The organism is Bartonella sp. B35(2025), assembly GCF_053794465.1.
Map to the genome: position 1 here is coordinate 623,869 of NZ_CP200035.1, position 21,612 is coordinate 645,480.

Annotated in this window: 21 protein-coding genes; 8 read left to right on the forward strand and 13 right to left on the reverse strand. The window is 32.9% G+C overall.

All coding sequences use genetic code 11. The features are described from left to right. Positions 1-36: 36 nt before the first annotated feature. A protein-coding gene (gene prfB / locus V4P56_RS02500) for a peptide chain release factor 2 (protein ID WP_455482502.1) occupies positions 37-1,165 on the forward strand; the annotation gives its coding sequence in 2 pieces (ribosomal slippage) (positions 37-105 and positions 107-1,165; 1,128 coding nt in all). A 152-nt stretch (positions 1,166-1,317) separates the two neighbouring features. On the opposite strand, the gene V4P56_RS02505 is transcribed toward prfB, so the two are convergent. The 3 genes from V4P56_RS02505 to V4P56_RS02515 all read right to left on the reverse strand — a co-directional run bounded on the left by V4P56_RS02505 (position 1,318) and on the right by V4P56_RS02515 (position 4,178). Further along, the gene (locus tag V4P56_RS02505; RefSeq protein WP_455482503.1) at positions 1,318-1,797 is read right to left on the reverse strand and encodes a peroxiredoxin; all 480 of its coding nucleotides are present in this window, start codon (positions 1,795-1,797) and stop codon (positions 1,318-1,320) included. Positions 1,798-2,020: 223 nt separating this feature from the next. Further along, entirely contained in the window at positions 2,021-3,274 is a 1,254-nt protein-coding gene (gene tyrS / locus V4P56_RS02510) for a tyrosine--tRNA ligase (protein ID WP_455482504.1), read from the reverse strand. A 223-nt stretch (positions 3,275-3,497) separates the two neighbouring features. Further along, the gene (locus V4P56_RS02515) at positions 3,498-4,178 is read right to left on the reverse strand and encodes an alpha/beta hydrolase (RefSeq protein ID WP_455482505.1); all 681 of its coding nucleotides are present in this window, start codon (positions 4,176-4,178) and stop codon (positions 3,498-3,500) included. 183 nt (positions 4,179-4,361) lie between these two features. On the opposite strand from V4P56_RS02515, the gene V4P56_RS02520 reads away from it, so the two are divergent. The 6 genes from V4P56_RS02520 to V4P56_RS02545 all read left to right on the forward strand — a co-directional run bounded on the left by V4P56_RS02520 (position 4,362) and on the right by V4P56_RS02545 (position 10,897). Beyond that, positions 4,362-5,495, forward strand: a complete 1,134-nt coding sequence (locus tag V4P56_RS02520; RefSeq protein WP_455482506.1) for a cysteine desulfurase family protein — start codon at positions 4,362-4,364, stop codon at positions 5,493-5,495. A 153-nt stretch (positions 5,496-5,648) separates the two neighbouring features. Then, on the forward strand, positions 5,649-7,160 hold the full coding sequence (gene sufB / locus V4P56_RS02525) for a Fe-S cluster assembly protein SufB (RefSeq protein WP_455482507.1): 1,512 nt from the start codon (positions 5,649-5,651) through the stop codon (positions 7,158-7,160). Positions 7,161-7,219: 59 nt separating this feature from the next. Next, positions 7,220-7,975: a Fe-S cluster assembly ATPase SufC gene (sufC, locus tag V4P56_RS02530; RefSeq protein ID WP_455482508.1), complete on the forward strand. Its 756-nt coding sequence runs from the start codon at positions 7,220-7,222 to the stop codon at positions 7,973-7,975. Between the two features lie 11 nt (positions 7,976-7,986). Then, on the forward strand, positions 7,987-9,255 hold the full coding sequence (sufD, locus tag V4P56_RS02535) for a Fe-S cluster assembly protein SufD (protein WP_455482509.1): 1,269 nt from the start codon (positions 7,987-7,989) through the stop codon (positions 9,253-9,255). Positions 9,256-9,264: 9 nt separating this feature from the next. After that, positions 9,265-10,509, forward strand: coding sequence for a cysteine desulfurase (locus V4P56_RS02540; protein WP_455482510.1), 1,245 nt, complete (start codon positions 9,265-9,267; stop codon positions 10,507-10,509). Beyond that, positions 10,502-10,897, forward strand: a complete 396-nt coding sequence (locus V4P56_RS02545; protein WP_455482511.1) for an SUF system Fe-S cluster assembly protein — start codon at positions 10,502-10,504, stop codon at positions 10,895-10,897. The genes V4P56_RS02540 and V4P56_RS02545 overlap by 8 nt, the downstream gene beginning before the upstream one ends. 198 nt (positions 10,898-11,095) lie before the next feature. On the opposite strand, the gene V4P56_RS02550 is transcribed toward V4P56_RS02545, so the two are convergent. From V4P56_RS02550 to V4P56_RS02570, 5 genes are all read right to left on the reverse strand, one after another. Continuing rightward, complete coding sequence (locus tag V4P56_RS02550) at positions 11,096-11,620, reverse strand: superoxide dismutase family protein (protein WP_455482512.1); 525 nt, start codon at positions 11,618-11,620, stop codon at positions 11,096-11,098. Between the two features lie 317 nt (positions 11,621-11,937). Next, the gene (locus V4P56_RS02555; RefSeq protein WP_455482513.1) at positions 11,938-12,246 is read right to left on the reverse strand and encodes a hypothetical protein; all 309 of its coding nucleotides are present in this window, start codon (positions 12,244-12,246) and stop codon (positions 11,938-11,940) included. Beyond that, positions 12,239-12,583: a hypothetical protein gene (locus V4P56_RS02560; protein ID WP_455482514.1), complete on the reverse strand. Its 345-nt coding sequence runs from the start codon at positions 12,581-12,583 to the stop codon at positions 12,239-12,241. Before V4P56_RS02560 ends, V4P56_RS02555 begins: the two co-directional genes overlap by 8 nt. Before the next feature lie 258 nt (positions 12,584-12,841). Beyond that, positions 12,842-13,264, reverse strand: coding sequence for an NUDIX hydrolase (locus tag V4P56_RS02565; RefSeq protein WP_455482515.1), 423 nt, complete (start codon positions 13,262-13,264; stop codon positions 12,842-12,844). A 31-nt stretch (positions 13,265-13,295) separates the two neighbouring features. Then, the gene (locus V4P56_RS02570; protein WP_455482516.1) at positions 13,296-14,525 is read right to left on the reverse strand and encodes a UbiH/UbiF family hydroxylase; all 1,230 of its coding nucleotides are present in this window, start codon (positions 14,523-14,525) and stop codon (positions 13,296-13,298) included. A gap of 184 nt (positions 14,526-14,709) precedes the next feature. Here V4P56_RS02570 and pcsA point away from each other — a divergent pair, with 184 nt between their 5' ends. Further along, on the forward strand, positions 14,710-15,513 hold the full coding sequence (gene pcsA, locus V4P56_RS02575; RefSeq protein WP_455482517.1) for a phosphatidylcholine synthase: 804 nt from the start codon (positions 14,710-14,712) through the stop codon (positions 15,511-15,513). Between the two features lie 1,177 nt (positions 15,514-16,690). Here the strand turns inward: pcsA and V4P56_RS02580 are convergent. The 5 genes from V4P56_RS02580 to tmk form a co-directional block, all read right to left on the reverse strand. Then, positions 16,691-17,512, reverse strand: coding sequence for an MBL fold metallo-hydrolase (locus V4P56_RS02580; protein WP_455482518.1), 822 nt, complete (start codon positions 17,510-17,512; stop codon positions 16,691-16,693). 10 nt (positions 17,513-17,522) lie between these two features. Further along, positions 17,523-18,296 (reverse strand): TatD family hydrolase, encoded by a 774-nt coding sequence (locus V4P56_RS02585; protein WP_455482519.1) that lies wholly within the window; start codon positions 18,294-18,296, stop codon positions 17,523-17,525. After that, the gene (gene metG / locus V4P56_RS02590) at positions 18,286-19,845 is read right to left on the reverse strand and encodes a methionine--tRNA ligase (RefSeq protein ID WP_455482520.1); all 1,560 of its coding nucleotides are present in this window, start codon (positions 19,843-19,845) and stop codon (positions 18,286-18,288) included. Before metG ends, V4P56_RS02585 begins: the two co-directional genes overlap by 11 nt. Before the next feature lie 61 nt (positions 19,846-19,906). After that, positions 19,907-20,962, reverse strand: coding sequence for a DNA polymerase III subunit delta' (locus tag V4P56_RS02595; protein ID WP_455482521.1), 1,056 nt, complete (start codon positions 20,960-20,962; stop codon positions 19,907-19,909). After that, the gene (gene tmk, locus V4P56_RS02600) at positions 20,959-21,603 is read right to left on the reverse strand and encodes a dTMP kinase (protein WP_455482522.1); all 645 of its coding nucleotides are present in this window, start codon (positions 21,601-21,603) and stop codon (positions 20,959-20,961) included. The genes V4P56_RS02595 and tmk overlap by 4 nt, the downstream gene beginning before the upstream one ends. Positions 21,604-21,612: the final 9 nt, after the last annotated feature.

Genomic DNA, 21,612 nt, shown 5'->3' on the forward strand with positions numbered 1-21,612 from the left:
AAGAAAAATATAAAATAAAGATTGAGGTATTAAATTATGCGCGCAGAAATAGAAACATTGGTCGATGAAATCCAGCAGGCAATTCAGTTGCTAAGGAGGCATCTTTAACTGGGATCAGTCATTAAAACGTCTTGAGTATCTCAATCAAAAAACTGAAGATCCAACACTCTGGAATAATACACAACAAGCTCAAGAGATGATGCGTGAGCGTCAGTATCTTGAAGATTCAATTCATAGCATTCAATCATTTACAAAAATACTTGAAGAATGCATTGAGCTAATCGTAATGGGTGAAGAAGAAAACGATATAGGAATTATTACTGATGCAGAAGAGACGATACGCAATCTTAAGAGTGAGATAGATAAAAGGCAAATTGATGTACTTCTTTCAGGAGAAGCAGATTCAAATGATGCTTATTTAGAAGTTCATGCAGGTGCAGGTGGTACAGAAAGTCAAGATTGGGCTGCTATGCTTTTGCGCATGTACATACGCTGGGCTGAACAACATAAAATGAAAGCCGAAGTATTAGAAGTTCATGATGGAGAAGAAGCGGGAATAAAATCATCTACTATTCTCGTAAAAGGGCATAATGCTTATGGTATGCTAAAAACAGAATCAGGAGTTCATCGTTTGGTGCGTATTTCGCCATATGATTCGAATGCAAAACGTCATACTTCTTTTGCAAGTATTTGGGTTTATCCAGTTATTGATGATAATATTGAAGTTGATGTTTCAGAGTCAGATGTTCGTATCGATACATATCGTGCATCAGGAGCTGGAGGGCAACATGTTAATACAACAGATTCTGCAGTGCGTATCACACATATAAAAACAGGTATCGTTGTTCAATGTCAGACGGAGCGTTCTCAACATAAGAATCGAGCAACTGCTTGGTCTATGTTGCGTGCACGGCTTTATGAAGAAGAACTCAAAAAAAGAGAAGAAGAAACGAATGCGATTGAATCTTCAAAAACAGAAATTGGATGGGGACACCAAATTAGATCTTATGTTCTTCAACCTTACCAACTTGTTAAAGATTTACGTACAGGTATTGAAAATACTGATCCACAATCTGTACTTAATGGTAACCTAGATACATTTATAGAAGCAGCGCTTGCTCGGCGTATTCACGGAAAAAATAAAGAAAACAGTGATATTAATTAATTATACATAATATTCTTCAAGTTTTACAGGTTTATTAGTTAATTCATTAATTTCAGCTTCTAATACTAAAATTTATTTATTAAAAATGACAAAATCAATAGGAGAGGGGATTTCTTAATTTTTTATAAATATAATATAAGTAATTGAATTTATTATCTATTATAGTACTGCTGCGTAGCAATTGCTAAAACATTTTCAGCGTGTCCAGGTACACTGACTTTACGCCATTCTTCTGCTATTTTTCCTGTTGAATCAATCAAAAAAGTGCTTCGTTCAACACCCATGTATTTACGTCCATACATACTTTTTTTAACCCAAACACCATAAGCTTCAAGTGTAGTTTTTTCTTCATCTGAAACAAGAATGATATCAAGCCCATGTTTCATTTTAAATTTATCATGTTTTTCAACATTATCTGGAGATATTCCAATAACAACAGTTCCAATTTCATCAAATTTTGTTCTTAACTTTGTAAAATCAAGTGCTTCATTTGTGCATCCACTGGTATCATCTTTGGGATAAAAATATAAAACAACTAATTTTCCTCGAAAATCAGAAAGACGCACGTTATCTCCACCATCACGCGGCAAACTAAAATCAGGAGCAAAGGTGCCTTTCATTGATTTTATCATTATCTTATCTTTCTTTGTGTAAGTGTTGAGATTAGGATACAGAGAAAGAATAACTATTCAATTCTCTAAAACATAATAATTTACAGAATTTTTATCTATTATGTAGAGTTAATTATATCATAAGGATTGAATTAAGGAAACTAAATTGGCATAAAAAGTGCAGAAACTGTGTATACAACCAGCATAAAAAATTATAAAATCAGGTTAGACAATCACGAATAGATTATATTGGTTTAATTAAGACGTGTTTTTTCTTACCAAAGGAAAGCTTAACTATTCCTGCAGCGTTGATATCTTCTTCAATAATAAGGCGTGTTTCATCTTCAACAGTTTTATCATTTACGCGTATACCTCCACCTTGAATATGTCGGCGCGCTTCACTGTTAGACTTAGCTAATCCTACCTGTACTAAAAGGGTTAATAATCCAACACCTGTTTTCAATTCTGCAGTGTTAATTTCAACAATTGGAAGATCTTCTCCAAGTGCTTTTTCTTCAAAAGTTTTACGAGCAGTTTCTGCTGCTGCATTTGCAAAATTGCGTCCATGCAGCATTGCTGTAATTTCTGTTGCAAGAATTTTCTTTGCTTCGTTAATTTCAGTACCTTTTAATGAAGAAAGTTTGAAAATCTCGTCCATTGGCAATGTGGTATAAAGCTTTAAAAATCGTGTGACATCATTATCTTCTGTATTGCGCCAATATTGCCAAAATTGGTAAGGTGAGAGCATATCTGCATTGAGCCATATAGCACCATTCAACGATTTACCCATTTTTGCACCAGAAGAACTTGTAAGCAAAGGTGAGGTTAAGGCGTATAATTGTGGTGTCCCTAAGCGATGTCCTAATTCAATTCCATTGATGATATTACCCCATTGATCGGAACCACCCATTTGCATACGTAGCCCATAACGTTTATAAAGTTCAATAAAATCATAAGCTTGCAGAATCATATAATTAAATTCTAAAAATGACAAAGAATGCTCACGTTCAAGTCTAAGTCTAACAGAGTCAAATGACAACATACGATTGACTGAAAAGTATTTTCCTACATCGCGTAAAAACTCTAAATAATTTAAATTGCATAACCACTCAGCATTATTTACAATACACGCATCAGTTGCTTTATCACCAAATGTTAAATAGTTAGAAAATACCTTTTTAATACCAGAGATATTTTGATTAATATCATTTTGCGTTAAAAGGCGTCGAGCTTCATCTTTGAAGGAAGGATCACCGATCAATCCTGTTCCTCCACCCATTAAAGCGATGGGGCGATGACCGGTTTTTTGTAACCAATAAAGCATCATAATTTGCAAAAGACTTCCAGCATGAAGACTTGATGCTGTAGGATCAAAACCAATATAAGCAGTTATAACTTCTTTTGAAAAAAGATCATCTAAGCCTTTTTCATCTGAAATTTGGTGGATAAAGCCACGTTCACTCATGATATGTAAAAAATCAGATTTAAAGGCAAGCACGGATTTTATTTCCTGATCAATGTTGCTATCGTCTATGTAATAAAGTGCGGATTTGCTACCTTTATCATAAACAACGCATGGCTCACAAGAGATTGAAAAATATTAGTAGCAAAAAGCAGTATGAATATTGTTTCTAAGAAGAAGTAGATATTATTGATATGAGAAGATAAATTTTTTATTATAAAAATAGTCTTTATTCATTTTTTAGAAATTTCCAATATTTTTAAGTAAGCGCTAATATTTCAGCTGGAGGAGCTAAGAATTCATCTGCTATATGATCATCCAAGTATTGTGCACATTTTTCAATAAGTTCTTCATTATATCCACTAAAAAAGTGATTTGCACCTTCCAATATTTCTTGTGTAATAGTGATACCTTTTTGTGTTTTCAATTTATCTACAAGACCTTGAACATCTTTTAAAGGAGCGACTTTGTCACTATCACCATGGATTATAAGCCCAGAGGAAGGACAAGGAGCAAGAAACGAAAAGTCATAAATATTAGGTTGAGGAGAAACAGATATAAAGCTTTCTATTTCTGGTCGGCGCATTAAAAGCTGCATACCAATCCAAGCACCAAATGAATATCCAGCTACCCAGCAATTTTTAGAATCAGGATGTTGTGTTTGTACCCAATCGAGTGCAGCAGCTGCATCCGAGAGTTCTCCTATTCCATAGTCAAATTCACCCTGACTTCGGCCAATACCACGAAAATTAAAACGTAATGTAGTAAAACCACGTTGCTGAAACATATAAAATAGATCATAGACAATTTTATTATTCATCGTTCCACCAAATCGTGGATGAGGATGTAAAATGATCGCAATTGGCGCATTTTTATATTGTGAAGGCTGATAACGTCCTTCAATACGGCCTGCAGGACCGTTAAAAATAATTTCCGGCATTAAACACTCCTTAAATGCTATACAAGGTTTCCATTGACCTTGATCAACTTTTAGCATAAAGTCCACTTTTGTAATTATTCTATTTTAAATTAGTCATTAAATATTCTGTTTTAGGTGCACTTTTCAAGAAAATTGCACCATTTTTTTAAAATCAATTAATAAGATTGATAATTGGGATTTAAAATGGCCTTAAAACGCCGGTATTTTGATCATAATGCAACAACCCCGCTTACAGAAACAGCACGAAGAGCATTATTAGAATCTTTAGAGATATTTGGTAATCCTTCATCTGTTCATGCGGAAGGACGAGCCGCTAAGGCTTTATTACAAAAAGCACGTCGGCAAATTGCTCATAAACTTAACGCTGACCCAGATCATGTTGTATTTACATCTGGTGCAAGTGAAGCGGCGATGACTTTGTTAACACCTCTTTATTATATGGGACGTTCTGAAGTTCGATTTTCTCACCTTTATATTGGCGCAAGTGAGCATCCATCTATTGCAGAAGGTGGGCGTTTTCCTAAAGAATTAATAAGTATAATTTCTGTTGATCAGGATGGTTTAATTCAACAAGATGAACTAAAATTCTTATTAAATTCTCACGATAAAATAAAAGGCTTACCTCTTATCGCTATTCAAGCAGCAAATGGTGAAACTGGCGTTATTCAACGAATAAAAGAAATAGCTGCTATTGTTCGGGATTTTGGAGGTATTCTCATTGTTGATTTAGTACAGTACATCGATAAAAATTTTGTTGATATCAATCAATTAGGAGGCGATTTTTTTATACTTTCAGCTCATAAAATTGGTGGTCCTAAAGGAATTGGTGCTTTTGTTTCATGTGGTGGGCTTCTCATGCCTTGCCCTTTGATTATTGCGGGTGGACAAGAAAAAGGATTGCGTGGTGGTACAGAAGCTTTACCACTTATTGCTTCCTTTGGAGCAGCAATAGCTGATTGTTTTTCTCATGAAGAGATAAAACAGTTAATTTATTTACGTGATAGATTAGAAAATGGATTACAGGAAATCAGTACTAATATTGAAATTTTTGGTAAAGGCGCTCAGCGTTTACCAAATACGACTTACTTTGCCGTACGAGATATAAAAGCTGAAACTATGCAAATTAGTTTTGATTTAGCAGGATTTGCTGTATCAGCAGGCTCTGCTTGTTCTTCAGGGAAAGTAAAACAAAGCACAGTTTTAAAGGCAATGGGGTATCATATTCCCAATGGCGCAATTCGTGTTTCAACAGGGCGGGGTACAACGTGTGATGATATTGATGATTTTTTATTAATTTTTTCTCAAATCGTATCCTAGGTAAAATAAAATCATTAAAATGACTTAGAATAGCTCGATTGAAATTACACTATTTTATCTATAATCTAAGGAACAAATTGCTTGCTTTGATTTTATGAATAAAAAATACTTTTAATTGCCGGTATTTGATGCCGGGAAGAGTGGAGAAAGCTGATGCCAGCAATACAGGAAACAATACGCCAAGTCCGTGAGATAGATGTGGATCAATATAAATACGGTTTTGAAACCAATATTGAGATGGATAAAGCCCCAAAAGGCCTAAATGAAGATATTATTCGATTCATTTCTGCTAAAAAATGTGAACCTGAATGGATGTTAACATGGCGTTTGCAAGCTTTTCGTCGTTGGTCCACAATGAAAGAACCTCATTGGGCGCGTCTTAAATATCCAAAAATTGATTTTCAAGAGCTTTATTATTATGCTGCTCCTAAAAATCATATAGCACCAAAATCTTTAGATGAAGTTGATCCTAAATTATTAGCAACATATGAAAAACTTGGTATCCCTCTTAAAGAGCAAGAAATTTTAGCAGGAGTAAAAAGGGAAACAAATTCTCCTACTCTTAATGATAATATTTATGCATCAGGGCGAGTAGCTGTTGATGCAGTTTTTGATTCTGTTTCTGTTATAACAACATTTAAGGAAGAATTAGCGCGTGCTGGTGTCATTTTTTGTTCTATATCAGAAGCGATTATTAAACACTCCGCTTTTATTAAGGAATATTTAGGAACAGTAGTTCCAGCTGGTGACAATTATTATGCAGCTCTAAATTCAGCTGTCTTTACAGATGGTTCATTTGTTTATGTTCCTAAAGGTGTTCGTTGCCCCATGGAACTTTCGACCTATTTTAGGATTAATGAACGTGATACAGGTCAATTTGAGCGAACATTAATTATTGCTGATGAAAATTCTTACGTTTCTTATCTTGAAGGTTGTACTGCACCTCAACGTGATGAAAACCAGCTTCATGCTGCTGTTGTTGAACTTATTGCTTTAAAAAATGCAGAAATTAAATATTCTACAGTACAAAATTGGTATCCTGGTGACACAGAAGGACAGGGTGGTGTTTATAATTTTGTAACTAAGCGTGGAGATTGCCGAGGTGATAATTCTAAAATTTCATGGACACAGGTTGAGACTGGTTCTGCAATTACTTGGAAATATCCATCTTGTCTGCTCCGTGGCGATAATTCACGTGGAGAATTTTATTCCATTGCTGTTGCTAATGGCTATCAGCAAATTGATTCCGGTACAAAAATGATCCATTTAGGAAAAAATACGTCAAGCCGCGTTATTGCTAAAGGTATTTCTGCTGGTTTTTCAAATAATACATACCGTGGACAAGTCTTGGCACATAGAAAAGCACAAAATGCACGTAATTTTACTCAATGTGATAGTTTATTAATTGGTAATGACTGTGGTGCTCATACGATACCTTATATTGAAGCAAAAAATGCTACAGTTCAATTTGAACATGAGGCAACAACATCCAAGATATCTGATGATCAGCTTTTTTATGTTATGCAGAGAGGAATCCCTGAGGAAGAAGCTATAGCATTAATCGTTAATGGTTTTGTAAAAGAAGTCATTCAAAAACTTCCAATGGAATTTGCTGTTGAAGCGCAGAAACTTATTGGTATCAGCCTTGAAGGAAGCGTAGGCTAATTACTTATTAAGCCGAATGATGCACTGCCTATAAGCCAATAAGAATAGGATTTTCAATTATGTTAGAGATTAAAAATTTGTATGCTCGTATTGCTGAAACCAATACAGAGATTATCCGTGGTTTAAACTTAACTGTTCAAGATGGCGAAATTGCTGCTATTATGGGACAAAATGGAGCTGGAAAATCTACGTTATCTTATTTACTTGCTGGTCATAATGATTATGAAATAACAGAAGGGGATATTCTTTATAATGGACAATCACTTTTAGAGATGGATCCAGCAGAACGTGCTGCATTTGGTATTTTCCTTGCATTTCAATATCCTATGGAAATACCTGGTGTTGCAACAATGGAATTTTTAAAAGTTGCGATGAATTCTCAACGCAAAGCTCGCGGTGATACAGAACTTAAAGTTCCTGAATTTATAAAATGTGTTAAAGAAGTTTCTTCTGATCTTAAAATAGATATGGAAATGCTTAAACGTCCTTTAAATGTTGGCTTTTCTGGTGGAGAAAAAAAGCGCGCTGAAATTCTTCAAATGGCTCTTCTTCAACCTAAACTTTGTATTTTAGATGAAACAGATTCTGGTTTGGATATTGATGCATTAAAAATTGTTGCAGATGGTGTCAATAAACTGCGTAGTTTAGAGCGCTCATTTTTGGTTATTACGCACTATCAACGCTTACTTGATTATATTATTCCTGATACGGTTCATGTTCTTTATAAAGGTCGTATTATTAAGAGTGGTGATAAATCATTGGCACTTTATTTGGAAAAAAATGGGTACGCCAATATTATCGATGAAGCTACTTGAGGTCACGAAATATGAATATGAATCCACAAAGAGAATTGATAGCAGTTGAAGCAGATATTCTTAATCATTTTAATCAACGCATTAATTATTTACCTGGTAATAAAGTGGTACAGGAAACTCGTAAAAAAGCTATTGAATTATTTCGAAAAACGTTGCTTCCTTCACGTAAAATTGAAAGCTGGCATTATACTAATTTGCGCACTTTATTCAAATCTGTTAGTGATTTTTCAGAAATAAATAATGAGCAATTAGTTGATCCATTATTTTTAGAAAATGCTGTATTTTCTATTGAAAATGGTAAAACACTAAAGCAATCAAAAATAACAAGTATTACAGTAGAACGCCTAATCGATGCATTAGAAAAAAATTATGAAAATATAGATCAAGTTATTAGTGATGAAGATTTTATTGGGCAATTAAATACCGCTTTTGTTACAGATGGTTGGTTAATTCAGATTCCTGAAAATACAAAATTAGATGCTCCCATTGAATTACAAAATATTCAAATAGGTGGACAGTCGCACATTTTTTCAAACATTAAAATTGGTGAAAATAGCCAAGCTGTTATTATTGAACGCCAAATTGGCAATGATCACAATACTTTAGTTAGTGCAATGTTTTCATTAAATATTGCAGCTCATAGCAATGTTACATGGATTCTTATTCGAGATCGAGGATTTGATTCTACGCAGTTTGGTCGATTGTGTGCTGTGCTTGGAGAAAATGCTAAATTATCGCTTTATATTATTAATATAAGCAGCCAGCTTAATCGTCAGGAACTTGATATAAAATTACAAGGAAAAGACTCTGATTTTCAATTACGAGTAATGAATTTATTATCTGGAAAGACACATAGTGATCTTACAATGACAGTTCGCCATGTTGAAGAAAATTCAACTTCAACAGAAATTATACGTAATGTTGTTATAGATGAAGCACATGGTGCTTTTCAAGGAATGATACGTGTAGCGCAAAAAGCTCAAAAAACAAATGCGCGTATGGCTTGTAATACTCTCATCCTTTCAGATGATGCAGAGTTTTATGCAAAGCCTGAATTAGAGATTTTTGCTGATGATGTTGCCTGCGGCCATGGGGCAACAGTTACTAAAATTAATGATGATTATCTTTTTTATCTAATGGCACGTGGTATCCCTTTTAAAAGTGCTCGTGAACTTTTGATTAAAGGATTTATTTCAGAATTAATTGAAGAAATAGAGCAGGGTAATATTCAAAATATGTTGAGTAATATTATTGGCCAATGGTTAAAAAAGAATGTTTAAGGCAAAAAAATGGAAAGCAGCATACAACCATTGAGTTATGATGTTGAAGCTATTCGACGTAATTTTCCTATTTTACAACGTGATGTTTACGGAAAGCGCTTAGCTTATCTTGATAGTAGTGCATCTGCTCAAAAGCCGCAATCAGTACTTGATGCAATGAATAATTTTTACAATTATCATTATGCAAATGTACATCGAGGCATCTATTTTTTATCGAATACAGCTACGCAATTTTATGAAGATGCGCGTGAAACAGTCCGTGCTTTTTTAAATGCTCAAACAGCAAAGGAAATTATTTTTACAAAAAGTGCGACAGAAGCTATTAATACCGTTGCTTACAGCTGGGGTATGTTCAAATTAAATGAAGGTGACGAAATTGTTCTCACCATTATGGAGCATCACTCAAATATTATTCCTTGGCATTTTCTTCGTGAACAAAAAGGAGTTAAACTTACTTTTGTGCCAGTTGATGAGAATGGTGTTTTACATATTGAGGATTTTCAAAAGATTTTAAGTAATAGAACAAAACTTATTGCTATTACTCACATGTCCAATATATTGGGAACTGTTCCTCCAATTAAAGAAATAGTTAAATTGGCACATCAAAATGCTATCCCTGTTCTTGTTGATGGTTCTCAGGGAGCTGTTCATTTAACAGTTGATGTACAAGATCTTGATTGTGATTGGTATGTTTTTACTGGTCATAAGCTTTATGGTCCTACAGGTATCGGTGTTCTTTATGGTAAAGAATATCGGCTAGAAGAGATGCGTCCTTTTCAAGGGGGAGGAGAAATGATTGAGGATGTAACAATTGATAAGGTTTCTTATAATACTCCTCCATATCGTTTTGAAGCAGGTACTCCACCTATAGCAGAGGCTATTGGATTGGCTGCTGCCATTAATTATATGCAAGACAAAGACAGAAATGCTATTCATGCACACGAAACAGAACTTTTAGCTTATGCACAAGAAAGACTTAAGACGATTAAATCATTGCGTATTTATGGGTGTTCTCCTCATAAAGAAGCCATTATATCTTTCGAAATAGAAGGAATTCATGCACATGATATCACTATGTTTATTGATAGACAGGGTGTCGCTATACGTGCAGGAACACATTGTGCACAGCCTTTATTACAGCACTTTGGTTTAACATCCACTTGTCGTGTGTCATTAGCTATGTACAATAATTATGAAGATATTGATCAGTTAGTGGAAGCATTAGAAAAAGCGAGGGTATTTTTTAATGGATAGATCAATCAAGATAGATAATTTCACTGAATCTGGTGATGCAGAAAAAGAAAAATTTCATATGTCAGTAATTCCGGTAGATGAAATTGAGCGTATGACAAACGATATCATTGCTGCTCTTAAAACTGTTTATGATCCAGAAATTCCTGCTGATATTTATGAATTAGGGCTGATTTATCGTATCGATATCGAAGATGATCGTTCAGTAAAAATTGAAATGACACTTACAGCACCGGGGTGTCCTGTTGCGGGTGAAATGCCAAAATGGGTGGAAAATGCTGTGAGTGCAGTTGAAGGTATTTTACATGTTGAAGTGACTATGACATTTGATCCACCATGGACACCTGATTGTATGTCAGAGGAAGCACGTATTGCTGTTGGGTGGTATTAGAGCAATATTATAAGTATTTTAAAAATAGAGTAAGATTTTTAATTTAACTCAATTGTAGTTTTTTATTTTAACAATAGTTATTAAGGAAATCTAATTTTAGTAAATTATGGTATAGGAAATTTATTTACTAATTGATATTTCTCATGTATAAATTAGGTATGAATTCAATATAGGATGTATATAAAAAAGCAACTTTAATTATTCAATAACACCACATGCTAAACGTGCACCACCTCCACCAGATGGTAGTGGTTTATCTGATTGATTATCCCCATTTAAATGAATTATTAATGAGCGACCTTTAATTTCAGAAAGCTTCTTAATTCGTGGTGCAAGAACACTCATTGCTGATCGGCCTTGATTATCTACATAAAGTGCCGGTAAATCACCAAAGTGACCATTAACATTATAAGGTCCAAGATGTTTGTGAGTATTCTGGGGATCATAGTGCTCTCCTGCAGCAATACCGAGCACATCGTCTTTTGTATCACATGAAGGATTTGTATGCACGTGAAAGCCATGCAAACCTTCTGGAAGCTCAAATAAATCTGGTATGAAAATTAATCCATGTAAATTTTCTTCAATACTTATTATTCCTATATGTTCCTTTATATTGTTTTCTTTTAATTTATAGATTTTTACTTGAGTTGATACTGCTAAAACAGCAGTACTAAAAATTAAAAATACAAGTAAAACAAATAAAGGGAAAAAAAATTTACTCATAGAACACCTTTTTGTACTTAATTTAAATAAAATGGTACAAATTTAATAAAATTTATATTCTACATATTCTTCGATAGTTTTATATTTGTATAAAAAACAAGAAAAATATGGCTAAAGAAAATAAAGCTTTTCATATTTAAAAGTAGTTTCTACCTAATAACAATCACTACCACTAATAGTTTTAAATTCTTCCATATTAAATAATACAATCTCTACAGTTTAATAATTATCTTTCACTTTTATCTATCTTTTCGAATTGCACTCTTAAAATAAGAAAGAAAATTCTTTTAGCAGTAGACAACATTAAGTAGGATAAATTATGATATAAAAAAATCTTCTACAAAAGTGCAAAACACGCCAATAACAACACCTATTATTGATCCTATCGTTGTACCAATTATTATACCGGAAAGAAGTGCTGTTCCTACACCCATTGCTATAATTGGGCCAAATCCTGGAAGAGCAATATAACCATAAGTCGAAAGGATTGCTGCGATTGCTCCTGATACACTACCATTGAGGCTTCCAATAAGCATGAGCTCTTTAAGGGAAGGATAAATCTTTTTTAAAAAAATTTTCTCACAATTATTTGAATCAAAATTAGTATAAATTTTAAAGTTAGTCATATTTTTTTCTTCCATTTTGGATGATAATTGCTCCAGAATAATCAACCGATATAAGAAAATGACAATTATCAAATTGTACTAAAGCACGCCAAATACCTTTGTCATCCAAACGCAATCGTTTAATATTATTAAAACCATTTTGTATAAGGCAATTTTTAATTTGCGAAGCAGTAAATGAGTTTTGGCCTGGTTTAGAGGTATCTTTGGTGAAAAGATATTCAAAGCTCTGACAATAAGGATTGTGCAAAATCTTACTTATTGAATCTGTGCATATAGATGAAATACATATAAGTATTATAAAAAAAATACTTGATCTTAAAATTTTATTTAATTTCATCTTATTACCATTTATTAAAAAAAGGATACTTTTAAATTTACCTCATATACTATATTAACTTAACCTTTATATTGCCAATAAGTTCCCAATACTGTTTTATTTTTTTGATTATTTTGTCAGTAAAAATGCTGATATCATCAATTTTTAAAAAAATATTTATCTATTTTACTTATTAAAGCACATGATTTTACAGCATTTATATCATCAATTAACTTATATAAAAAAATATATTATGATAAAATTTAATATACACTGATTTCAGTTTGGTTTATAATGCAGTAAAATTTCTTTTAGTTGCGATTCATTGACACGTCTTACTGCTTCTAATGCTGTAACCCACTCATGTACACGATGATTTTGTTCTGGCCATTTTTTCTCTTGATACAAATATTGCATTGCAAAAACATACACACAGAATTTACCGTTTTTTCCTATCGGTGGATCTAATTTTTCATATTCATACGTACCTATAGGAGATGTTTCAATAACACCTCGTACTCCGGCTTCTTCAAAGGATTCTTGCAATGCAGCTTGCAAAAAAGACTTTTTGGGAATTGGCCATCCTTTTGGTATGATCCACCGCCCAGATCTTCTGCTAGTAATAAGAAGAAATTCAAGATTTTCATTTTTTATACGATAAATCAATGCTCCAACCTGCAAAAAACGCATGTTATTTAGCATAATATATCTATTATAAGCTATGTCAGTACCGTTAATTTTTATCATGTTTAGGTGATTTAGTTGAAAACATTTGTTTAATCTCTTTAAATCCGTAACTGGGATACATTCCTTCTCGCATAAAAAAATTACGTAATGGTGAGTAATTTCGTAATAATCCAAGGCCAATGCTTCGCATAATATGAATAGGCAACATATTAGAAAGTAAAGCATAATTAAGTATATAAATAGATCCACTTCGTATAAATATATCAGATCTGCGATATCGATTGTAATTTGTAATGATCGTTTTAAAATTAAAATCAGATATTTGCTTAGGTAAAATATCAATTAAAGTTTGAACATCACGAAATCCTAAATTCAATCCTTGTGCTCCAATAGGAGGGAAAACATGAGCTGCTTCACCTACTAAAATCGTCCGATTAGCTGCAAAATTATGCGCAATAAGCCCTGAAAGAGGCCATGCTTGAACTGGTGTTTCTAATATTAATTTCCCAAGCATTGACTGCATCTGATTTTCAATCAATTTCGCCATCGCTTTTGACTCCATATTCAACAATTCCTTAGCACGAGAAGAATTAACAACCCATACAAGACTAGATCTATGTCCTAGTAAGGGAACTTGTGTAAATAGACCATCTTCAGTATGAAATTCAGTTGATGTATTTTGATGAGAAAAATCATGGGAAAAATTTAGAATCAACGCTGTTTGCGAATAGTCCCATTGTTTTATATTTATACCAGCTGCCGCTCGAGTTGGAGAATGGCGTCCATCAGCAGCCACAACAAGTGGCACCTGAATAATTTTACCATCCACAAGAGTAATCTGTATATAATTTTTTTGATGATGAAAAGATTGCGCCGAAGAAAAAAATCTTATAATATTTGGTGTATGCGCAATGCAATCGATTAAGGCATTATTTAAATTTATATTAGGGATATTATAACCGAAAGCCTTTTCACTAATTTCAGTAGAACAAAAATTCACAGTAGGAGCACGTACAACTCTAGACGTTATATCAATGATTCTAATAGAAGATAAAGCTGCAGCATGATATTTGAGGGTATCCCAAATATTGAGCCTTTTGAGCATATAAATTGCTGGCATCATAAGAGCAGTTGTTCGTAATTCATCTGCATGAGTAGGCGGACCAATAAGAAAAACTGAATACCCCTTATGTGCAAGGCTAAGTGATGCCAGCATACCAACTGGGCCTGCGCCAATAACAGCAATATCTTTATGTCTGTTTTGTTCAAATATCAAAACTATTTAAATCCTCTTTTATTTTCATCAGTAATTTTAACATTTCTAAATAAATAATCTCTTTTTATTATATAAAATTTTCCTATTATATTATGTAATAAATAATGTGATACAAAAAAATAACTTTTTCATACTCCTTTTATAAATGAAGTATAGCATAGAGGGAAAAATGATATGTTGGTAGATGAGTAGAAATTTTAAGAACGAGGATAAAAAAACCTTGAAACGCAAATTAACAAGAAAAATTAAAACTAAAGCCGATGTATTACGCCAAAAAACAGTAACAATGCCACAAGCAAAGGCTTTTTCTGTCCATTTATTAACAGCTTCAGGTTCATTTCTAGCATTTCTTTCTCTTATATCTGCATCTGAAAAAGAATGGACTTCTATGTTTTGTTGGCTCGGGCTTGCACTTATCATTGATGGTATTGATGGGCCAATTGCACGAAAACTTGATGTTAAATACGTACTTCCAACATGGTCTGGAGAATTATTAGATAATATTATTGATTATGTAACTTATGTTTTAATCCCAGCTTTTGCACTTTATCAAAGTGGTTTTATGGGTTCAGGATTATCCTTTTTATTGAGTGCTATTATTGTGATTTCATCAGCTATTTATTATGCAGATACTGGAATGAAAACTAGAGAAAACTTTTTTAAAGGATTTCCTGTAGTTTGGAACATGGTGATTTTCATGCTTTTTGTAGTAAGGCCAGGGGAGTGGATCACCTTTTCTATTATTATCTTATCAGCAATTATATCTTTTTTACCAATTTATTTTATTCATCCAGTAAGAGTTATTCGCTTACGTATGCTAAATTTTCCCATTTTTCTTTTATGGTGTTTTTTTGGTATTATTGCATTCTTTTATCAGCTTAATGCTCCGTATTGGGTTAAAATAGGAATTTCGGTAACAGGTATTTATATGTATTGTATTGGTGCTATCATGCAATTATTTCCTCGATTAGGAACACAAAAAAGATGAGTAAAAATAATAAAATAAGCGCTTTAAGAGAAATATAAGATTGTAAATCAATTTTAGAAAAAGTGATGTGAGATTTCTTTTATAAAAGAACGACACATGCCGAGATCATAAAAGAACATTTTTTTCATTAAATTCTCTTAATTTATTGAACAATTTTCGTTTTTAAAAAAGCTCTCAGTACCCTATATTTCTTTATGGGAAGAGGAGTGAAGGTTTCTATTTATTTTTTATCCTTTCCTAATTATGTTTATTCTGCATTAACATAAACATAGGAAAATTGTTTAAACTTTTAAGATTAGAATACATATCGTTTTTAGTTTAAAAAATAAATAATAAACAGTCCTGAACTATCTGAACTCAAATAAAAATTATCACCTTCATTTGAGTAATCTTAATATTTTTTATTAGTTGTATCTTATTTTAGTATATTTTTGAGAGATTTAATAATACATTAAAGCCTTATATCATATTATCCATGATAGCCAAAAATTCCTGTATTAATATATTTTTAGTTTAAGATGAGCAACTTTTAGAACAGTCTCTTCAAGTGCTTAAAATTGTACGCCAAGCCATGATTTCTCAAAGCATTATCGATAAATAAGGAATAAGAAGAATTATATTTTTGGGTCAATAATTCTAGAATTATTGACCCAAACTTAATTATAAAATTTTTTTAACTAAATGGTACCCACCATAAATCCCATATACTACTTGCTTTTTTTGATAATATCCATATCAGTGATGCTAATGTTCCCCATAATGCTGCTGCCATTATATGTCCTTTCTATTTTATCTAAAAAAGTTCCATAATATATATTATGCGATAATATGACAAAATAAAAAAGATATGGAAAAACCTTTTTTATAGATATTAGTCATATTTTTAACGCATTATTTACTTTTTGCAGCATAATTGTGTCAAAAATTTGATATGATCATTATTTTAATAAATAGCTGAAAAATAATTAAAATATGTAATAATAGAACATCTATTATTACTAAAGCTATATTCCATCATTTAATTATTTATATTTGTAATTGCAGTGTTTTTTTAATTAACTACTATAGATATATAATATTCTTATACAAAGTATTTATATATAAAAACTTATATTTGACATAATTTTCTTGCAAAAAACAATATAATGCCTAAAATTGATCATAAATATTTCATATCCTAAGCACCAGTTAGTATCTTTGTTTCAAAAATAAGTCCTTGATATGCAGGTTTTACATGTGGAGGGAGATAATTTACGGCTTCGTTGTAATCAAGTGATCTATCCATATGTGTTAAGATAGCTTGTTTGGGTTTTAGATATTTTATCCATTCTAATGCTTGATCAACTGAAAGATGGCTTGGGTGAGATTCAAACTGAAGAGCTTCAATAATTAAAACATCTAAATTCATTAATTTTGGTAATGTTTTTTCAGGAAATTTACTAACATCTGTGCAGTAAGCAACATTTCCAATACGAAAACCTAAAGAATGGATAGCACCATGAAACTGTAAATGCGTATTGATAGTTATTGATCCACCCTGTCCTTGAATCACAAATTTGCTATCTTCATTAATTAGGTTCGCTCTTAAAATAGGAGCGTGAAATGAATTTCTTGGTGTTTGGAAACAGTAGCCAAAAGCATTTTTTAAATGCTCTAGCGTAAATGAATCCGCATAAATATCTATTAGACATTTTTGTGCAAGTGCATAGCTGCGTAAATCATCAATACCGTGAATGTGATCTGCATGAGCATGTGTATAAAGTGCAGCATCAAGATGGCTCACACAATTATCAATCATTTGTGAGCGAAAATCTGGCCCAGTATCAATAACAATTGTTGTTTTTTTTCCTGATGTGTGAATACGTTCAACTAATAAAGAACTTCTATAACGTTTATTTTTAGAATTTCTTGGATCACAAACTCCCCAATCACCATTAGGGCGTGGTACTCCCGGAGAAGAACCACAGCCTAATATTGTAAATCGATACCGATTAAACATATTTTTTGCCCTATTTCATCTTGTTAAATAAACAAAAGGCATTCTGTGTCGTTATCTGAGCTGTTTCTTCAATACTTAAGCCAATAATTTCAGCTAAAATAGCTACTGTATAACACACAAAAGATGGCTCATTTGTTTTACCTCTATGAGGAACAGGTGCTAAAAATGGCGCATCAGTTTCAACCAATAAACGTTTATGTGGTATACTTTTTGCTATTTCACGAATTATAAGCGCATTTTTAAAAGTAAGGATACCTGAAAAAGATATATAACCACCAAGTTCAATGCCAGCATGAGCAAGCCGCATCCCAGATGAATAACAGTGAAGTACGAATGGAAAAGTCCCCTTTTTTATTTGTTCACGTAATATCTGTTCCATGTCCGCATCAGCACTACGTGAATGAATAATAATAGGTAACTGTGTTTCTCGAGAAGCAATGATATGTTCTAGAAAACTTTTTTTTTGCATTTGTGGTGAAACATAATCATAATGATAATCGAGGCCTGTTTCTCTAAATGCAACAATTTTGGGATGATTTGATAAATGAATAAGATTTTCAGCTGTAATATTTTGTTCTTCATGTGCATAATTGGGGTGTGTGCCAACAGAGCAAAATACTTGATCATAGGTTTTCGTAATTTCCAGAAGCTTATCTAATTTATGAACATGTGTTGAAATCGTTATCATACGTTCAACTTTAGCGTCTAAAGCCCGCTGAACAGCACCGTCTAAATCCTGAGCAAAATCTTCAAAATCAAGATGACAATGTGTATCAATTAGCATAATCAGTATCGTCTTTCTTAAGAATATAACGAGGAAAAATTGGTTTTGGTGGTGGAAGATTGAGATCTTCTTGAATTTTTGAATTGCTAATATGGTACAGTAATCGATCTTCTTTAGCAATTGCAAGGCTATCAAGAATCTTGGCTGCTGATTCCGGTATAAAAGGCAACAGCATAATCCCTATTCGCCGTAAAATTTCTACAGTTATATAAAGAACTGTAGAAAACCTTTTTGCATCATTTTTTCGCAAACTCCAAGGTTGTTCATTAGCAAAGTAACGATTAGCATCTGCGACGATGGAAAAAATAGCTGAAAGTGCTAAATGAATGCTTTGAGAAGACATGGCTTGGCGTACAATTTTAAGCACTTGAAGAGACTGTTCTAAAAGCTGCTCATCTTGAACTAAAAATATAGTTGGTATAGGAACTTTTGCATCACAATTTTTGGCTATCATGGACAAAGAGCGTTGCACCAAATTTCCAAGATCATTAGCAAGATCCGCATTAATGCGATTCACAAAATTATCATGACTATAACTTCCATCTTGTCCAAATGGAACTTCACGCAAAAGAAAATAACGTACCTGATCAAGACCATAGTGATTGATCATTTCAAAAGGATCGACCACATTTCCAACAGATTTTGACATTTTCGTACCACGATTAAGTAAAAAACCGTGTGCAAAAATACGCTTAGGTAACTCAATGCCAGCAGACATTAAAAATGCTGGCCAGTAGATTGCATGAAAACGGATAATATCTTTACCAATAATATGAACATTTGCAGGCCAAAAATCACGTTTTTTTGAATTTTTGTCAAAAAAACCGATTGCTGACAAATAATTTGTAAGCGCATCAACCCAGACATACATTACATGCCTTGAATTACTTGGAACACTAATTCCCCAATTTAAATTTGCTCGTGAAATAGAAATATCTTTTAAACCAGATTTAACAAAACTTATAACTTCATTACGCCGTTCAGTAGGAGCAATGAAATCAGGATATTTTTCATAATATTTAAGAAGAGCTTTTTGATAACGGGAAAGCCTAAAAAAATAACTCTCTTCTTCATTCCATTCAACTGGAGAGCCTAATTCTTTCTCACGGCGGATTTTATCTTCTCCAATTTCAGTATCTTTTTCTTCATAATAAGCTTCCTGACGAACTGAGTACCAGCCAGTATAACGACCAAGATAAATATCACCATTTTCTTCCATCTTTTGCCAAATTTTTTGACAAGCTTGATAATGTCGCTCTTCTGTCGTACGAATGAAATCATCATGAGAGCAATTTAATACTGTAAGCATTTTTTGAAAGGTAGCACTATTGCGATCTGCAAGCTGCTTAGATGTTATACCTAATGCTTCCGCTGTTTGTTGCATTTTTAAGCCATGCTCATCCGTACCAGATAGAAAAAATACATTTTTGCCGTCTAATCGTTGAAAGCGAGCAAGAGCATCGCTTGCAATCGCGCTATAAGCATGCCCAATATGCGGAGTGCCATTAGGATAAAAAATTGGAGTTGTTATATAATATGTGTCACGCATGTTATACTCATTGTGAAACGTAATAAAAGATACAATGACATAACGCCTGTTAATCACATTGTCACGGAAAAAGCTTACTTTCACGAATGATCTTATGAACTTTAAAAAGCAAGTTAATAATAAATTGCTTTTTATCAAGATTAAATGATTGTATCTCCCCTATTTTTTGATGAATCTCTTGCCACATTTCTGCACACTTTTTTGAAAAAGCAAGATCTCCCCGTTCAGCTAACAGAATAGCCCTTTTTTGAATTTTATCAAGAACTTCATCGCAAAATTGTTGAAATTGGATTCCTGAAGAAGGTGAAGAGAGTGTTTGCGCAAGAGTATGTGTAATAGATGAATTACAAATAGATTGCTCTAATAGAGCATCAATGGTTTTAATAATTTCAAGCCCTTCATGAAAAATAAGTAAGGCTGCCTTTCGAGGACTTCCTTTGGATTTTTGAATAATCATTTCAACAGTTTTTTCATCATTCATTATTTTGTTGGAAAAAACATGTGTGATAACTTTCTTCATCTCATCATCCTGCAATGGTCGCAAGGAAATCTTTTGGCATCGTGAACGGATTGTCGGGAGCACTTTTCCTGAAGAGTGTGTTATAATAATAAATAAAGTCTTTTTAGGAGGTTCTTCAAGAATTTTAAGAATTGCATTAGCTGAATTTCTATTCATATCATCTGCAGAATCGATGATAACAATACGCCATTCACTATCTTGCGATGTTTGATTTAAAAAATGCAAAATATCACGGATGTCATCAATGAGTATACCTGTTTTAAATCTTTTTGTTTTGAAATCAAAGCGACGTGAAATGTGTAAAAGACCAGGATGACTACCCTGCGTAATTTTATGCCATATAGCCGAATTATGATCTGGCTGTAGAAAATTACCCTTATGAAAGTTTAAAATATTCCAAGCAAAATGAAACGCCAATGTAGCCTTTCCAATGCCGCGCTCTCCTTCAAATAATAACGCATGATGTAAATGTTCTTCTTCACGTATTTGTGCTAAAAAATGACGAGCAGTCTCATGACCATAGATAATGTTATTTTGTGATGGTGATAAAACTGAAACAATATCATCATATTGGTGTAAAAAATTTACATCACTCATAAAAAATGATCCGATATTACCTTATGACAAATACTTTTTATTTGGTACGCAATAGCTTCTACCGTGTTTGTTGCATCAATCACTTGAAATCTATGAGATTCCTGTTTTGCTAATTGAAGAAAAGCTTGACGTCTTTGTTCTTGAATCTTTAATTCATCTTTTTCAAAACGATCAACCGTTTCTATTTTTTTTCTCCGTAAATTTACGCGCTCCATACTATATTTTATTGGTATATCTAACAAAAACGTTAAATTAGGCATTATTTTATTCACAGCAATACGCTCTAAAATAGAAAGAATATATGAGCTCACTTCATTATTAAAACCTTGATAAACACGTGTAGAATCAATAAAGCGGTCACATAAAACAATTTTACCTTTCTGCAAAGAAGGAGCAATAACTTCGGTAACATGATCAGCACGAGCTGCTGTAAACAAGATTGCTTCAATTAAAGATCCATAATGTTGTATTTGACCTGACAATAAAATATGGCGTATTATCTCTGCACCTATTGTTCCTCCTGGTTCTCGTGTTGTAACAACATCATAGCCTTCGCTACAGAGATATTGAGCAAGCAAAGAAATTTGAGTTGTTTTTCCTACTCCCTCCCCTCCTTCAAATGTAATAAAATAACCGGACACGTATGAACC

Coding starts and splice junctions, on each gene's coding strand:
- V4P56_RS02545 (WP_455482511.1), top strand. CDS start 10,502: ATGGATAGATCAATCAAGATAGATAATTTCACTGAATCTGGTGATGCA.
- V4P56_RS02560 (WP_455482514.1), bottom strand. CDS start 12,583: ATGAAATTAAATAAAATTTTAAGATCAAGTATTTTTTTTATAATACTT.
- V4P56_RS02585 (WP_455482519.1), bottom strand. CDS start 18,296: ATGCTAATTGATACACATTGTCATCTTGATTTTGAAGATTTTGCTCAG.
- V4P56_RS02580 (WP_455482518.1), bottom strand. CDS start 17,512: ATGTTTAATCGGTATCGATTTACAATATTAGGCTGTGGTTCTTCTCCG.
- V4P56_RS02520 (WP_455482506.1), top strand. CDS start 4,362: ATGGCCTTAAAACGCCGGTATTTTGATCATAATGCAACAACCCCGCTT.
- pcsA (WP_455482517.1), top strand. CDS start 14,710: ATGAGTAGAAATTTTAAGAACGAGGATAAAAAAACCTTGAAACGCAAA.
- sufC (WP_455482508.1), top strand. CDS start 7,220: ATGTTAGAGATTAAAAATTTGTATGCTCGTATTGCTGAAACCAATACA.
- sufB (WP_455482507.1), top strand. CDS start 5,649: ATGCCAGCAATACAGGAAACAATACGCCAAGTCCGTGAGATAGATGTG.
- V4P56_RS02565 (WP_455482515.1), bottom strand. CDS start 13,264: ATGCTAAATAACATGCGTTTTTTGCAGGTTGGAGCATTGATTTATCGT.
- V4P56_RS02515 (WP_455482505.1), bottom strand. CDS start 4,178: ATGCCGGAAATTATTTTTAACGGTCCTGCAGGCCGTATTGAAGGACGT.
- V4P56_RS02550 (WP_455482512.1), bottom strand. CDS start 11,620: ATGAGTAAATTTTTTTTCCCTTTATTTGTTTTACTTGTATTTTTAATT.
- metG (WP_455482520.1), bottom strand. CDS start 19,845: ATGCGTGACACATATTATATAACAACTCCAATTTTTTATCCTAATGGC.
- V4P56_RS02595 (WP_455482521.1), bottom strand. CDS start 20,962: ATGAGTGATGTAAATTTTTTACACCAATATGATGATATTGTTTCAGTT.
- V4P56_RS02540 (WP_455482510.1), top strand. CDS start 9,265: ATGGAAAGCAGCATACAACCATTGAGTTATGATGTTGAAGCTATTCGA.
- V4P56_RS02555 (WP_455482513.1), bottom strand. CDS start 12,246: ATGACTAACTTTAAAATTTATACTAATTTTGATTCAAATAATTGTGAG.
- V4P56_RS02505 (WP_455482503.1), bottom strand. CDS start 1,797: ATGATAAAATCAATGAAAGGCACCTTTGCTCCTGATTTTAGTTTGCCG.
- sufD (WP_455482509.1), top strand. CDS start 7,987: ATGAATATGAATCCACAAAGAGAATTGATAGCAGTTGAAGCAGATATT.